10 protein-coding genes, 1 tRNA gene and 1 pseudogene are annotated in these 14,119 nt (G+C 67.2%); 5 read left to right on the top strand and 7 right to left on the bottom strand.

The window, feature by feature from the left end; genetic code table 11:
* Nucleotides 1-2: 2 nt before the first annotated feature.
* Complete coding sequence (locus ACN9M6_RS11520) at nucleotides 3-2,801, bottom strand: prolyl oligopeptidase family serine peptidase (RefSeq protein WP_419163046.1); 2,799 nt, start codon at nucleotides 2,799-2,801, stop codon at nucleotides 3-5.
* Between the two features lie 182 nt (nucleotides 2,802-2,983).
* On the opposite strand from ACN9M6_RS11520, the gene ACN9M6_RS11515 reads away from it, so the two are divergent.
* The gene (locus ACN9M6_RS11515) at nucleotides 2,984-3,628 is read left to right on the top strand and encodes a type IV toxin-antitoxin system AbiEi family antitoxin domain-containing protein (RefSeq protein ID WP_419163045.1); all 645 of its coding nucleotides are present in this window, start codon (nucleotides 2,984-2,986) and stop codon (nucleotides 3,626-3,628) included.
* Nucleotides 3,625-4,434 (top strand): nucleotidyl transferase AbiEii/AbiGii toxin family protein, encoded by an 810-nt coding sequence (locus ACN9M6_RS11510; protein ID WP_419163044.1) that lies wholly within the window; start codon nucleotides 3,625-3,627, stop codon nucleotides 4,432-4,434. Before ACN9M6_RS11515 ends, ACN9M6_RS11510 begins: the two co-directional genes overlap by 4 nt.
* Nucleotides 4,435-4,513: 79 nt before the next feature.
* On the opposite strand, the gene ACN9M6_RS11505 is transcribed toward ACN9M6_RS11510, so the two are convergent.
* The 3 genes from ACN9M6_RS11505 to ACN9M6_RS11495 are packed head-to-tail and all read right to left on the bottom strand — an operon-like array spanning nucleotide 4,514 to nucleotide 7,571.
* Nucleotides 4,514-5,197, bottom strand: coding sequence for a uracil-DNA glycosylase (locus ACN9M6_RS11505; protein WP_419163043.1), 684 nt, complete (start codon nucleotides 5,195-5,197; stop codon nucleotides 4,514-4,516).
* Entirely contained in the window at nucleotides 5,194-5,871 is a 678-nt protein-coding gene (locus tag ACN9M6_RS11500) for an HAD hydrolase-like protein (RefSeq protein ID WP_419163042.1), read from the bottom strand. Before ACN9M6_RS11500 ends, ACN9M6_RS11505 begins: the two co-directional genes overlap by 4 nt.
* 26 nt (nucleotides 5,872-5,897) lie before the next feature.
* Nucleotides 5,898-7,571 carry a DUF885 family protein gene (locus ACN9M6_RS11495; RefSeq protein WP_419163041.1) on the bottom strand — a complete coding sequence of 558 codons (1,674 nt, stop codon included), beginning with the start codon at nucleotides 7,569-7,571 and terminating at the stop codon, nucleotides 5,898-5,900.
* Nucleotides 7,572-7,774: 203 nt separating this feature from the next.
* Between ACN9M6_RS11495 and ACN9M6_RS11490 the strand changes: the two genes are divergently transcribed.
* Entirely contained in the window at nucleotides 7,775-10,252 is a 2,478-nt protein-coding gene (locus ACN9M6_RS11490; protein ID WP_419163040.1) for a TonB-dependent receptor plug domain-containing protein, read from the top strand.
* Between the two features lie 148 nt (nucleotides 10,253-10,400).
* On the opposite strand, the gene ACN9M6_RS11485 is transcribed toward ACN9M6_RS11490, so the two are convergent.
* Nucleotides 10,401-10,474 (bottom strand) — tRNA-Arg (locus tag ACN9M6_RS11485).
* Nucleotides 10,475-10,703: 229 nt separating this feature from the next.
* Here ACN9M6_RS11485 and ACN9M6_RS11480 point away from each other — a divergent pair.
* Nucleotides 10,704-12,026 (top strand): amidohydrolase, encoded by a 1,323-nt coding sequence (locus ACN9M6_RS11480; protein ID WP_419163039.1) that lies wholly within the window; start codon nucleotides 10,704-10,706, stop codon nucleotides 12,024-12,026.
* Nucleotides 12,027-12,033: 7 nt separating this feature from the next.
* Here the strand turns inward: ACN9M6_RS11480 and ACN9M6_RS11475 are convergent, their stop codons facing one another.
* Complete coding sequence (locus ACN9M6_RS11475; RefSeq protein ID WP_419163038.1) at nucleotides 12,034-12,750, bottom strand: outer membrane beta-barrel protein; 717 nt, start codon at nucleotides 12,748-12,750, stop codon at nucleotides 12,034-12,036.
* Nucleotides 12,751-12,779: 29 nt separating this feature from the next.
* Nucleotides 12,780-13,475: an outer membrane beta-barrel protein gene (locus ACN9M6_RS11470; protein WP_419163037.1), complete on the bottom strand. Its 696-nt coding sequence runs from the start codon at nucleotides 13,473-13,475 to the stop codon at nucleotides 12,780-12,782.
* 141 nt (nucleotides 13,476-13,616) lie between these two features.
* On the opposite strand from ACN9M6_RS11470, the pseudogene ACN9M6_RS11465 reads away from it, so the two are divergent.
* Nucleotides 13,617-14,102: pseudogene (locus ACN9M6_RS11465) on the top strand (AAA family ATPase); the annotation flags it as partial.
* Nucleotides 14,103-14,119 lie beyond the last annotated feature (17 nt).

The raw sequence follows: 14,119 nt of genomic DNA, 5'->3' as shown, positions 1-14,119 counted from the left end.
GGTCAGCTCACCTTCTTCTTCTTCTTGAGACCGTCCTTCTGCTCCAGATAGGGGACGCCGCTTGTGATCCACTCCGGCGCCGGCTCGCCCTTCAGATAGTGGGCGAACCACTGCAGGATGCGGCTCTGATAGTCGCGCTGGTTCGGTTCCTTCGCCAGTCCGTGGTTCTCGCCCTCATAGACCAGCATCACCATCTGCTTCCCGGCGCGGCGCGCGGCGTTGTAGAACTCGACGCCCTGGTTGAACTCGACCGCCCCGTCCTCCGTCCCGAACTCGATCAGAAGCGGCGTATTCAGATTCTCGATATGGTGGAGCGGGGAATTGGCGTGGTAGGAGTCCCAGTCTTCCCACCACGGGACCTGCATGCGGCCCTGGCTGATCTCGAAGATCCGCGCGTCCGTCCCGCCGCTGTTCCAGTAGAAGGACAGATACATGCTCATGAGGTTCGTGAGCGGGGCCCCGGCCACCGCGCCGGCGAAGAGATCGTCCTGGGTCACGAAGAAAGTAGTCTGGTACCCGCCCCACGAGTGGCCGATCAGGCCCACCCGCTCGGGATCGATCATCCCCGTCTCAACCGCGGCGGCGACGGCCGGCCGCAGTGTCTCCACGTTGGACTGTCCGGGCCGCCGGTCACGATAGACGATGTCCGGCATGAGGACGAAATAGCCTTCCTGGCTCCAGATCTGGACATTGTAGTACCGCGTGGGGTCGGGTACCTGGTACTGGTGCAGCGTCTGTGAAAGTAGTTCATAGTGATAGACGATCATGGGATACGTCTCGTCCGGATCGTAGTTCGCGGGATAGACGAGCGACCCCTGCAGGCGGCGTCCCCATTCGTTCTCGTATTCGATGAGTTGCGTCGTGCCCCAGGCGTGGTCGTCCTGGAACGGATTGGTGCGGGTGACCTGCCGCGCTTCGTCCAGCCGAGGTCCGGCGACGTAGTAGTCGGGGGAGTTGTCGAACTGCTCCTGACGGAAGGCGTAGACATCCGCGTCTTCGGCCTTGAGCAGCCCTCGGGAGAAACTCGCATCCGCCCAGATCAGCGGCTCCGGCATTTCACCCCGCGGCGAGAGAGAGAACCCGGCCTGCTTCGTCCACTCCCCGTAGGTGGAATAATAGAGGGGCTCGTCCGGGTCGAACGCGTCGGCGTCGGGGTCGAGGGTGACCACCCGGTGCCGCACCTCGCCCTCCGCTCCGGCCGTGAGCCGTCGGCCTCCCGCACCGTCCGGACTCACTTCCCACACGTCGAAGCGGTCGTTGACGAGGAGGGCCGCGTCGTCCTCCAGCCAGCCGGCGATGCCGAACGGGCCCATCTGCTCGCGGGTAGGCGTCCGGTCGAGATCCACGAACGTGCCCCCGAGTCCGGTGGTCACATTGCGCGTCTCTCCGGTGGTCAGGTCGTGCGTCCAGTAGTCCGCCCCCTCGAACCACACTGCGTAACGCCCGCCGGGGCTGGCGCCCATGTCGATCGTCACCCGTTCCCGGACGAGTTCCCGGCCGCCGGTCCTCGCGTCGACGGCGTAGACATCGTGGAACTGCTGGCGGAACATGGCGTCCATGTCGTAGGGGGTCTCGTCGCGGGCCAGCACGTGACGCCCGCCCCCGGCGATCTCCGTCCGGTCGGCGTGATCACCGCCCAGGAAGAGGAACTCGCCCTCGCCCGGATGCCACGCGCCGATGTCGTGTTCGCGGCGAAGCTGGTCCTCGCGGACCCGCTGCTGCGGCACCGGATCGACGTCGAGCGAGTGCCAGATCTCGACGCCGGGGCTCTCCTCGTCGCCTCCGTCTTCGCCGTCATCTCCGCTCGCCGCGTCTCCTTCTTCTTCTTCTTCCGAATCACCGGCGGCAACCTCGACGGGAACCCGTTCCTTGACGCCGAGGAAGAGGGTGGAGCCGTCGTCCGACCAGGTGGGCGCGCGGTGCTCGACGATGCGGGTGCCCGCGGGCAGGTCGGACGACTCGCGAGGATCGAGGCGGAACGCGCGGGGGGAATCCGTGTCCAGATCGCGCCACGCCAAGGCCACATGCGCCGTGTCTTCGTGCGCCTCGTCCTCGTACGTCTTGAGGACGGCGAGGTCCGGGGCGTCCTCGCGCCACGACAGCTCCCGGTACGTCGCCTCGTCCGCGTCGAGCGACCGGATACGGCCTGATTCGGCGTCGTACAGCCGCACCCCGTTCCCCACCCGATCGGACGCGTCGACAAGCATGGCCAGCAGGTTCCCGCCCTCCTGCCACGCGAGCGCGGAGACGTTGCCGAAGCTCATGGAGCCGCCCCCGGCCAGCTGCCGCACGATCACGTCTGTGCCGTCGCTCTCGCTGTCGGGTGCTCCGTAGCGGCGGAGCGCGACATGTCGGCCGTCGTCGGAGAAGGAGAACGACTGCACCGCCTCGATCTCTTCCCGGTCACCTGTCCGGAGGTCGAGAAGTCCCACTCCGTTGCGGACCGGATCTCCCTTCTCCTCGAGGTCGTCGCGCTCGTCGGGAGACACACCGATGGCGTAAGCCAGCCAGCCTCCATCCGCTCCGAACTCGGGGCGCGATCCCTCCGGGACGATCACGACCGAGTCCGAGTCCGTGCGGTGAACCCGAAGCTCCGAACTCTCATCCACGCGCCGGACCACGACCGCGAGCCAGAGTCCGTCCGGCGAAAGCGTCGCCGAGCCCAGACTCTCCCACTGGTCGTAGTCGTCCGCCCCGAGCGTCGGTTTGTCCTGGGCGGCCGCGCCCGGGGGGGCCGAGGCGACGACGGCGAAGAGGGTGAAGGCGAGGACGGATCCGACTCCCCGGGTGGCGTTCCTCATGTCTCGATTCTCCTGATCTGCGGCGGCCTCCCCGGCGGCGCCCGGCCGGCGGCGAAGATTTTCCGCGACCCCCCAACATGCGCAGGCAGCCGCCACTCCGTGCAAGGGCCCGGGTCGCAGCCGCTCGGAGGCGGCGCCGACTTGGCCGATTCATTGCGATAACTAAGCAGAAACATAAAGTTATGAGCATGACATTTGCGGAACTTCTCTGGATCGTGGGAGACGAACCGGTCTTCGAGACGGGCCTTCTCATGGCGGGCGCCGACCGTGAACCGAGCCTGTACGGACAGCTCGGCCGCTGGCGCCGGGCGGGACGCATCCTGCAGCTTCGGCGTGGAGCGTACGCCCTCGCCCCGCCGTACCGGAAGACGATCCCGCACCCGTTTCTGGTCGCCAATCGTCTCGTGCCCGGGTCCTACGTGAGCGGCCTGTCGGCCCTCGCCTTCGCGGGGATGATTCCGGAGTTCGTGGCCGAGGTCACGAGTTGTGGCCCCGGGCGGCCGCACATCCGGTCGACCCCGCTCGGCCGCTACTCCTTCCGCTACCTGAAACCGGCGATGCGGTGGGGCTACCGGCTCGCTGAAATGGGCGGCGAACAGACGGCGTTCGTGGCGACCCCGGCCAAGGCGTTTCTGGATCTGGTGCATCTGCAGCCGAGGGGTGACGACCCGGCGTGGATTGACGGGCTCCGGCTCGACGCGCACGCGCTTGGTGACGCGATCCTGGAAGAGGCAGCGGCCGCCACGGGCAGCCGGAAGCTGATGCGTGCCGCCCGCTACGTTCGCTCGCTGGCCGACGATCCGGCGCTGGCCTGGGAGGAACTGTGAGGGACCACCTGCGAAGCCTCGTCCGCGACGTCGACCCTCTCCGCGGCCGCAACATCCTGCGCGAGTATCTGCAGGCCCGGATTCTGGAGGGACTGCAGCGCGCCGGGGCTTTCGTCACGCTCGCGTTTCAGGGCGGGACCGCGCTGCGCTTTCTTTACGGGCTGCCGCGCTACTCCGAAGACCTCGACTTCGCGCTCGAGGGCGACCGCGTCCGCTACGATCTCCGGGCATGGCTGAACTCGGTCGGCCGCCAGTTTCAGCGCGAGGCGTATGACGTGAAGACGGCGATCCGTGACCGCGGGACCGTCCACACCGCCTCGCTGCGGTTCCCCGGCCTCCTGCACGAGAACGGACTCTCTCCGCACGCGCACGAGGTCATCACCATCAAGATCGACGTGGACTCGAACCCTCCCGCGGGGGCCGCAGCCGCGACCCGCCTCGTACGCCGGCATGTGACGTTGCGGTTGTGGCACCACGATCGCGCTTCGCTCCTCGCGGGGAAGCTTCACGCGGTCCTGCAACGGCCCTTCTTCAAGGGGCGGGATGTCTACGACCTCGCATGGTATCTCAGCGATCCGAGTTGGCCATCGCCCAATCTCGTGCTCCTCAACGCGGCGCTGGGTCAGGGTGACCCGGACGCGCCCGCGCTCACGTCCGTCACCTGGCGAGCCGCGGTGGCCCGCCGCCTCGAGACGATGCCCTGGGACCAGCTGGCCGCCGATGTGCGCCCCTTCCTGGAGCGCGGAAACGAATTGCCCGGACGGGAGGAGGTCGTGGGACTGATGAGCAGCTGGGACCGCAGTTGAGCGGGCCGTTCCGTCCAAGTGCCACGCGGCTCCGCGTGGTCCCCCGATCCGTGGACCTCGGGAGCAGGATCCGCGCCGGTCACCGCGCCAACTTGGCGGCGCGGACCCAGACGGCGTCGAACATGGGCTCGGTGAGCGTGCCCGTGAAGGTGTTCTGTTGGCTCGGGTGGTAGGAGCCGATCATCAGGCGGGTCCCGATCTCGACTTCCACGCCGTGGGCGAAGCGCGGCGCGGGGCGCGGCACCGCTTCGCCCCGCTCGCGGAAGATCCTCAGTAGCGCGGAGAAGGAGAATCCACCGAGCGCGACGATGACAGGGGCGTCGGCGAAGAAATCCAGCTCGCGCTCCAGGTAGCCCCTACACCGTTCGCGCTCCCCGGCGGTCGGCTTGTTGCCGGGTGGGGCGCAGCGCACGGCGGCGGTCACCCAGGCGGCCCGGAGTACCAGCCCGTCGTCGCGTCCGGTCGAGTCGGGCTGCGAGGCGAACCCGGCTCGGTGCAGGGCCCGGTAGAGCCAGTCGCCCGACCGGTCGCCGGTGAACATGCGCCCCGTTCGGTTGGCGCCGTGCGCGGCCGGGGCGAGCCCTACGATGAGGAGCCGCGCGGCGGGGTCCCCGAAGCCCGGCACGGGACGCCCCCAGTACGTCTCGTTGCGGAAGGCGGCCCGGCGTTCCCGCGCCACCCGTTCACGCCATTCGACGAGCCGCGGACACTTCCGACACGCCGTGACCTCGCACTCGAGCGCGGCGAGGGTCGGATCGCTCAAGCGAGCCCGCGCCCGGGAAGGCCGTACTTCAGCCGGTACAGCAGCCCCTCGAGCCGCTGCGACACCCGCACCGGAGACGGGAAGCTCGCCCGGTGCAGGGTCGTGACCTTCACGGAGCGGATCCCCGCCAGGCTGGCCGACGCGATGTCCGTGAAGTACTGGTCTCCGACCATGAGTGCGGCCTCCGGGCGATCCGCGAAGTCGAGGACGTCAAGCGCGGCCCGCACGAGACGGAGACTCGGCTTCCGAATCGGCCGCAGCGCTCGTCGGCCCGAGGCTCCCGGCCCGCGCCATTCCTCCACGGCACCGCGACGGACTCGGAACGCCGCCCCCGCCTCCGTCTCGTAGCCGAGCACGACCGGCATGCCGGGGAAGATGCGGCCCAATTCGGCGAAGCGTTCCTCCTGGCAGTTGGAGACGATCGCGTGCCGCAGCCCCGGCGCGGCGAGCAGGGCCTCGAACGCCGACGTCAGCGCCGGATCGACCCGGTCGGCGTGGTGCGCCATCAGCGTCCCGTCCACGTCCCAGAGCACGGCTTCGACCCCCAACTCCTGGAGATCCCCGGGGCTCAACTCGCTCACCGAACCGAGATGGAAGGTGGGCCGGATCTCGCGGGTCAGCCTCGCGAGCCGCGGGAGGAGCCGCCGCGACGTCTGAACCCAGGTCGCGCTCATGCCGTGGCTGGCCCGGCCCGCACGCGTCAGCTCGCCTCCAGGATGGCGTCCTTCTGGCCCGTCATCTCCCAGCGCGTGAGGACGATGGGGATGACGCCCGCCTCCTGGAAGGCGTCGAAGAAACGCTTCACGCTGTAGTCCTCGCCTTCCTCGATGGCATACTCCGCCAGCAGCTCCTCGATCTGCACCTTGCCGGTCACGTAGCTGGTGCCGTAGCCCGGCTGCCGCAGGTAGAGGCTCTGCTCGCCTCGCACGAGGTCGCCATCGGGGAGCCAGCCCCGCGGCGTCCATTTCATCGCGTGGGCCACCGCCTCCTCCATGTCGACCACGTCTCCGTGCAGGTAGAGACCGCTGAGCGCACGCGCGGCTCTTTGGGCCAGCATGATCCAGGTGAGTTCACGCGAGCGGGGCGACCCCTCGAGCAGACCCAGATGCATGAACATCTCCTCGACACCGGTGGCGAGCCCTTCGGAGCGCGAGTCGAAGATGTTGTAGAGCGAGGGCGTGGCCCGGATCGGGCTCGGGTGCGGGTCCACGCGCATGCGGGCGAGTTCGATCCAGTGGTGCATGTGCGGCCGGAAGGAATCCGGGTCGCGGTAGTTGACCTCCGAGAAGAAGTTCCGAATCTCACCGGGCTCCGCCGGGGTGAAGCTTCCGTTCACCGCCCGTACGGCCGGATCCATCCACTCCGCCGTCGTCTGGACCTCCTCCTGTTCGAGGAATCGCATGTAGCGGTCGACCGACTGGTTCAGGCGCCGGTCGAACTCCTCCGCCGAAGCGATGCGTTCAAGTTCCGGAAGCTCGCGGTTGCGGTTCTCCTCCAGCCGCATGGAAGCATGGGCGCGGGCCAGTTCCCGGCGCATGATCGTCACCTGCTCTTCCCAGGAATACGGGACGAGATGGACGTTGCGCATGTACCAGGTGTAGTTCTCCCTCCCCACCCCGGAGGGGCCCGTTCGGGAGGGCGCCTCATCCTCCAGCCACGCGACGAAAGCCTCCGAGGCGGCGCGCGCGTCGGCGATGGCCTGATCAAGATCGGCACTGGTGCCCGCGACCCGGGCCGCGAAGTTGTCCAGATCTCTCACCTGCCCCCGGAAAGCCCGGACCCCGCCTAGCCAGAGATCGCGGGCGTTGGAGTCCGCGAGGTTCTCCCGCGCCTGCTCCAGCAATGCCGGGATGGCGCCGACGCTCCCGGCGAGTTCCGCAGCGTCGGCCTCCGACAGCGGATAGTCGTACGTCCACAGATCGATCCAGCCGTGGATGACGGGGCCCTCGTGCGCGGGCACGTCGCTCTCTGCCGCGAAGATCGTCACGTAGAAGGCCGGGTCGCGGGCCCACGGACGACGCACGCGGTGGTCGAAGTCGAGCCCGTTCATCTCGGCGCGCGCGAGGTGCCAGTCGATCTGTTCCGCGACCGGCCAGTCCGCCGGGGCGAGACCGCGCAGCCGCATCTGCCACTGCGGCAGTTCCCGTTGCTGGCGTGCCATGGCGTCGGCCGAGTAGTCGGGCACGCCGTCCACGAACTCCGGTCGCTCGAAATCGCGCCATGCGTCAAACAGTTCGACGAGATCTTCGTGCGTCCCGGGACTCCCCACCGTAGAGTCCATGGGGTCGTTGGCCACCTCCACGAAGAGATAGCCGAGGACGAATACCGCGATCGCCACGAGGATGAAGGATGGACGGAGTCGGCTGCGAGCCATGGCGCCTCCCGGACGCGGTACGTTCCGCTCCCACTGCGGGGTCGTGCGTGGATCGGCGGAATTCCGCATAATCATACCCTGAACGTGACAACCTGCCGAGGGGCGATCGCCATGAGTTTGCCCGTTTCGTCGTGCGTAGAGAACGCCGCAGTGCCTCTCTTGACATGGAAACCACTCGCTACTGTTGGCAGAACGGAGTGATCATGAAGGCTTCTTCATTCCTCGCCCCGGCGGTCCTCGCAACCCTTGCTTCGACCGGCTCGACATCGGCCCAGGAACGGCCGGACACGGTCTTCGTGGTCGAGGAACTCGATGTCGTGGTGGGTTCACGGGCAGGTGTCGCGGATCCCGCAACGCTTCCCGTCCCCGTGGACATCTACAGCGCCGAGGAAATCGCACGCCTGGGGAAAGTCGACCTTGCCGAGGTGCTGGGAAGCATCGCTCCGTCCTTCAATTCCACGCGGTTGTCCGCCGGTGATGGCGCGGCCCTCCACGTAGCTACGTTGCGCGGCATGAACGGCGACCAGGTGCTCGTCCTGGTCAATGGCAAGCGACGGCACGGAGTCGCATTTGCGAAGCTGCTCGCGGCGGCCGGGCAGGGGACGACTGGTACGGACCTGCGTGCCATTCCGGTCCACGCCATCAAACGGATCGAAGTCCTGCGCGAGGGTGCGGCTTCGCAGTACGGCTCGGATGCCATCGCCGGCGTGATCAACATCGTGCTCAAGGACGACGCCAGCGGTGTCAGCGCGGCCACCTTGCTCGGCCGAACATCGCGTGGTGACGGAATGAGGCTGTTCACCTCGGCCAACGCCGGGGTTCCGCTCGGAGACGGCTTCTTCAACATCACGATGGAGGTCGCGCGGCAGGAGGTCACGAACCGGGCGGGCGCCGCACCCACCTGCTTCGGTCCCGACCCGTCCTACGGCCCCTGTGCGGATGGTGGAAAGGTCATCCAGCTGCAACGAAACGGCGAGCCCGACTACAAGGGCGCGGCTTTCATGGCCAATGCCGCTGTCCCTGTCGGCGAATCGGCCGAGTTCTATGCCTTCGGGGGATACTCCGGGCGCGAAGCGGTCTCGGACGGCCTGTACCGCAAGGCGGACTGGGTGCCTCGGTCGGTCAGCTACGTCTATCCGGATGGCTTCTTCCCCGTCGAGGAGTCGGACCTCATGGACAAGTCCGCCGTAGCGGGACTGCGCGGCGACATGGGCGAGTGGTCGGGAGATCTCAGTCTCGGGTTCGGACACGGCCGGTTCGCCTTTAACGCTGCGAATTCGATCAACCCGTCCTACGCGGCCGAGTTCCTGGCAAGGAACCCCGGGGCCGACGGAGCCTCCATCGCTGCCAACGCCGGACCCAGGAGCACGTTCAGCGGCGGGCTCAACGTGCGCCAGTGGACGCTGAACGCCGACGTGACGCGGGAGGTTGAGGTGGGTTCGACCCCGGCGTTTCTGGCTGTTGGCGGAGCTTTCCGGAGGGACTCGTACTGGATGGAAGCTGGCGACCGGGCCTCGTGGGCGTGTGGACCGAGCGATACGCCCGGCAGCTTTCCGGCGGCCCATCACCAGAACGACGGGACGGCCTACGCAAGCTGCGGGATTCAGGGCTACCCTGGCTACAGCCCGACCTCGGCTTCACTGAGTGGACAGGACCGTAACAGCTTCGGAGCGTATGCGGACATGGAGTTGCGCTCGCCGAGCGGGCGCACCCTGGGTGGCGCCCTTCGTTTCGAGAACTATACCGACGCCGGAAGTTCGCTGACCGGCAAGCTGGCTGGACGCGTGGAGTTGGGCGAATCGGGCGCCGCGCTCCGCGCCGCAGTCTCCACCGGCTTCCGGGCACCGCGACTTCCGCAGCGGGGCTTCAACACCATCGGTTTCGTGGGCGGCAGCGAGGGTCTGGTGAGCGCCGGATTCCTGCCCGAGGGCGATCCGATAGCGTGCTCCGACTTCGGGGCCTGTTCGCTGAGCCACGAGACGTCGCTCAGCTTTACGGGCGGGCTCGTCTATTCCAACGATGCCGGGCTGCTGGTGACGGCGGACTACTACCGTGTCGCTGTCAAAGACGCGATTGCCCTGACCCAGAGCCTCAATCCGAGCCACGGGCTTCGGCCCGGCGCGCAGTTTCAGGGTCGGCCGGTGGACGCCGTGGCGTTCTGGACCAACGCGATCGACACGCGCACACAGGGCTTCGACGTGGCAGCGAGCTGGCGCTTCCGCGGCATGGACTGGGGGGCTGCGGACCTGTCGGCCAGCCTGCACCAGAACAGCACCAGGATCACCGCCAACCGCAACGACAACTTCATCGGAGACACCCAGCAGACCCTGATCGAGGACGCCCAACCCGGACGGCGGATCGGCGTCAGCGCCGACGTACGTTTCGCACAGGGTCTCGGTGCGAGGTTCAGCTTGAACCATATCGGTTCCGTCACCACCCCGTTCATCTTCGAGGAGAACGTCACGATCGACGCGGCGGCCATCGCCGACCTGGAGGTCAGGTTCCAGGTGGGCGACCGCATCCAGGTGGGCGTCGGGGCCAACAACCTGCTTGACCGTCTGCCAAACCGGCTCCCGGACGAGGCCGTGGCTCAACTCTGGACGATGGAGTACCCCTCGGAGTCACCCTACGGTGTTGCGGGACGAATCTGGTACATGCGGGTTAACGTGGTTGGAAACTGAGCGCGGCCGTGGTAGGCTGTGACACCACTGGATCGACATGCGGCGATACGGGCGGCTGAGCGAGCTGCCGCTCGACCTCCCGACCCACACGGTGGCCGAGCGCTATCCGATTCCGATCGAGGAGACATCCGCCGGCGGCGGCTGAGAATGACCCCGGCTGGACTCGAACCAGCGGCCTCGGGATTAGGAATCCCGCGCTCTATCCACCTGAGCTACGGGGCCGGAGCGGAAGCGAACGGTTACGCACTATAGCCACACGCGGAATCTAGCGGACGGGTCAGAGCGTGGCCAAGCAAGAGCCGCCTCGAGATCCCCGTGAGTTTGAAATCCCCGTGAGCGGCGGCGAGATTGCGCCGACCCGCGCGGCAGAGACGTCAGCTCGCCGCGCCAGCGACGGTGCCCGCTCCCGTCTTCATCGAACGGTCAATCTCGCGGAACGCTTATGCAAGCTGTGGACACACTCATACTCGGCCCGCTCGTCGTCACCATGGACGTCGGCGACCGGATCCTCGACGTCGGCGGCGTGGCGGTGCGCGACGGCGAGATCGTGGCCGTGGGGACGCGCGAGGAGCTCGAGGGGCTTCCCGCCGCCGAGACGATCGACGCCACGGGACAGCTCCTCATGCCCGGGCTCGTGAACGCGCATACGCATCTGGGCGACTCGCTCTTCCGCAGCCTGGTCGAGGAGCTGCCGCTGGAAGCCTGGCTCGAGCGCCTCTGGATTTCCGAGCGGGAGTTCGTCAGCCGGGAGAGCGTCGAACTGGGGGCGCGGCTGTCCATCGCCGAGATGATCCGGGGTGGCACGACGTGCGCGCTCGACATGTTCTGGTATCCGGAAGCGGCCGCCGACGCGGCGATCGGTGCGGGCTTCCGGCTCGTGACCGGCCCGATCTTCTTCGATTTCGAGGGACCCGACGGGGTCCCGGTCGAGAGCCGGATCGCCATCGGAGAACGCTGGCTGGAACGCTACGCGGATGAGCCGCTGATCACGCCGTGCGTGCAGCCGCACAACCAGCTCACCGTGTCGCCGGAGGGTCTCCGGGCGGCGCGCGACCTCGCGGATCGGGCCGGGGCGCTGTTCCATACGCACTGCTCGGAGACGGCGACCGAGGCGCGGCAGACGATCGAGCGCTTCGGGCGCACGCCGGCGGCCCACCTCGATGAACTCGGCATCCTCGACGGGCCGACAGCGCTCGCGCACTGCGTCCATCTGACGGACGATGATTTCGCCCGCATACGGCGGAAGGGGGCGGCGATCCTCCACAACCCGCTCTCCAACCTCAAGCTCGGGTCGGGGATCGCGCCGGTCGCGCGCATGCTGGACGAGGGCATCCCGGTGCTCATCGGTACGGATGGTCCGGTGAGCTCCAACGATCTCGACATGTGGACCGCGATGCGTTTCGCGGGGCTGCTGCAGCGCGGCGTCCACCAGGACCCGGTACTCACGCCCGCGCAGGAAATCGTGCGCATGTCGACAACGGTGGGAGCCGAGGGGCTGGGCCTCGGAGATAGGGTGGGTCGGCTGGCGGAGGGTTTCCGGGCCGACCTCATGCTTATCGACCTCGCCCGTCCACACCTGACGCCGATGTTCGACGTCTACGCGCATCTTGTCTACGCGGTAGGGCGGGACGATGTCCGTTCGGTCATGGTCGATGGCCGCTGGGTCATGCGCGGCCGGACGCTGGAGACGATCGACGAGGCCGCCGTCCTCGCCGACATGGGAGAACTAGGCCGCAGAATCGAGCATCACGCCGCGACGCTTGGACCGGCCTGAGTCGAACTCAGAGAGAGAACACGAGGCCCGCGAGTATCGAGAAGACGCGGTTCGTCGTACCCTCGCTCAGATCCTGCAGACCCAGATCGTAGAGGGCCTCAAGCGTCGCTCTCACACCGCTCGAGACGCCCACTTCGACGCCGACGCCACCCGAGACTCCGAAGTCGACCGTTGACAGATCGCTTTCCGCTTCGTCGCAGTCGACATCGATGCTCACACCCGACGCCGCGATCGACGTGGAACAGGCCGTCCTGAACCCGACGAACGGTCCAGCCAGGAGGTAGACGGCCACCCGACGGCCTTCCGTGGGCCCCCCGGCCCGTGCCATGGCCGAGAGACGCAAATAGTCGAGATTGATCAGGGCTTTGGCGCGATCATCAGCCCCGACATTCGTCGCAGCCGGCGGAGCGACGTGGTCGAAGCTGGGCGAGAAGTCGAACAGGTTTGGCACGGAGAAGCCCGTGCCCGCCTGGACGTAGTTCCCTTCGAATCGGAGACCGAGGCTTCGAGAGACCGGGACGGTCGCGGACACACCGAAGCGAACCCCCGTGCGCGAGCTCCCTTCTACTGTCTCGTTGAAATCGGAAAGCGCGTTGAGATCGGAAAACTTTGCACGCGTGAGGCCGCCGTGGATCCCCACGGTCATCTGCCCGGCCAATGCGGGGACTGGCGAAACACAGACGATCACGACGAGAGCTGCCAGGAAACGAGGTCTGGGTCTCATGGTATGCTCCGGACGAAGAGAACCAGAACTCAGAGAGAGAATACGAGCCCCGCCACAATCGAGAAGACACGGGTCTTCGCGCCCTCCAGATCCTTCAGACCCAGGTCGTACAAGGCCTCGAGCGCCACTCCCATGCTGTTCGACACGCTGACTTCGACGCCAGCCCCACCCGAGAGCCCGAAGTCGGTGGTCGACAATTCGACATCGGCTTCGTCGCAGTCAGCGCTGATGCTCACTCCCTGCTCGGCGATCGACATGGAGCAGGCCGTCCTGAATCCTGCGAACGGTCCGGCCAGGAAATAGATGGCCACACTGCTGCTCTCCAGAGGTAACGCGGCCCTCGCCTGAGCCGAGAAACGGAAGTAGTCGAGGTTGAGCCCGGCGGTGACACGACGGGCGACCGCGGCAACGGTGCCATCCGGCGAATCGACCGGGGCGATGCTCGGCGCGAACTCGAAGATGTTCGGGAGGGCGAAGCCGCCGCCGGCCTGCACGTAGCTCCCTGCGAATCGGAAGCCCAGGCTGCCCGAGACCGGGACGGTCGCGGACACGCCGAAGCGGATCCCGGACCGAGCTTCCTGTTCTACCGGCGCATCGAGATCGGAGAACGTCGCCCGGGTCAGCCCGCCATGCAGGCCGACCGTGGTCTGTCCAGCGAGGATCGGAACAGGTGAAACGCAAGCGGCCACGAGAAGCACTCTCAGCAGACGGCGGGGGAGTTTCACGGCATCCTCCGAGGTGGGCGAGCGGGGGGTGATCCACGAATCGTGCCCGAAGCTGCCTTCGCGTCGTGGGGGCGGCAACAGCTAAGGAAGATCGCCCCCTGCAGGAGGAAGACCTCCGGGGTTTCCTGACCATGCCTTTGGATGTGCAGATTGTCATTCCGATTGACAATCTGCACCACGATTCCGAGGATTGTCTTGATCACCCGCCTGTCATCTCCAACTGGAGGACGGGAAACGGCGCCCCTTATCCATCGCCACCTTGCGGACTCGCTTTGCCGACGATTGCGGCACTACCCGGTGGTCATGGTCACGGGCCCGCGGCAGTCCGGCAAGACTACACTCTGCCGCACCCTGCTCCCCGACCGGCCCTACGTCTCGCTCCGGGGGCTTGACGCGCGCGCCTATGTGCGGGAAGACCCCGTCGGTTTTCTGCGCGAGTATCGCCACGGTGCAGTGATCGAGGAGGTCCAGTGGGCTCCGGAGTTGGTTCCCCATCTGCAGGAAGTCGTCGACGAGGACCGAACTCCAGGGCGCTTTGTGCTGACTGGGTCGCGACACTTCGGCTTGAGTCCGGTGATGAGGCAGTGGCTTGCGGGTCGCGTGGGCATCCTGCACCTGCTGCCCCCCGGACTCGACGAGTTGGC

The sequence above is a fragment of the Candidatus Palauibacter sp. genome, from assembly GCF_965197445.1.
Taxonomy (GTDB): Bacteria; Gemmatimonadota; Gemmatimonadetes; order Palauibacterales; family Palauibacteraceae; genus Palauibacter.
Note: the sequence above shows the minus strand (reverse complement) of the source record. Positions and strands in the feature narration are given on the sequence as shown.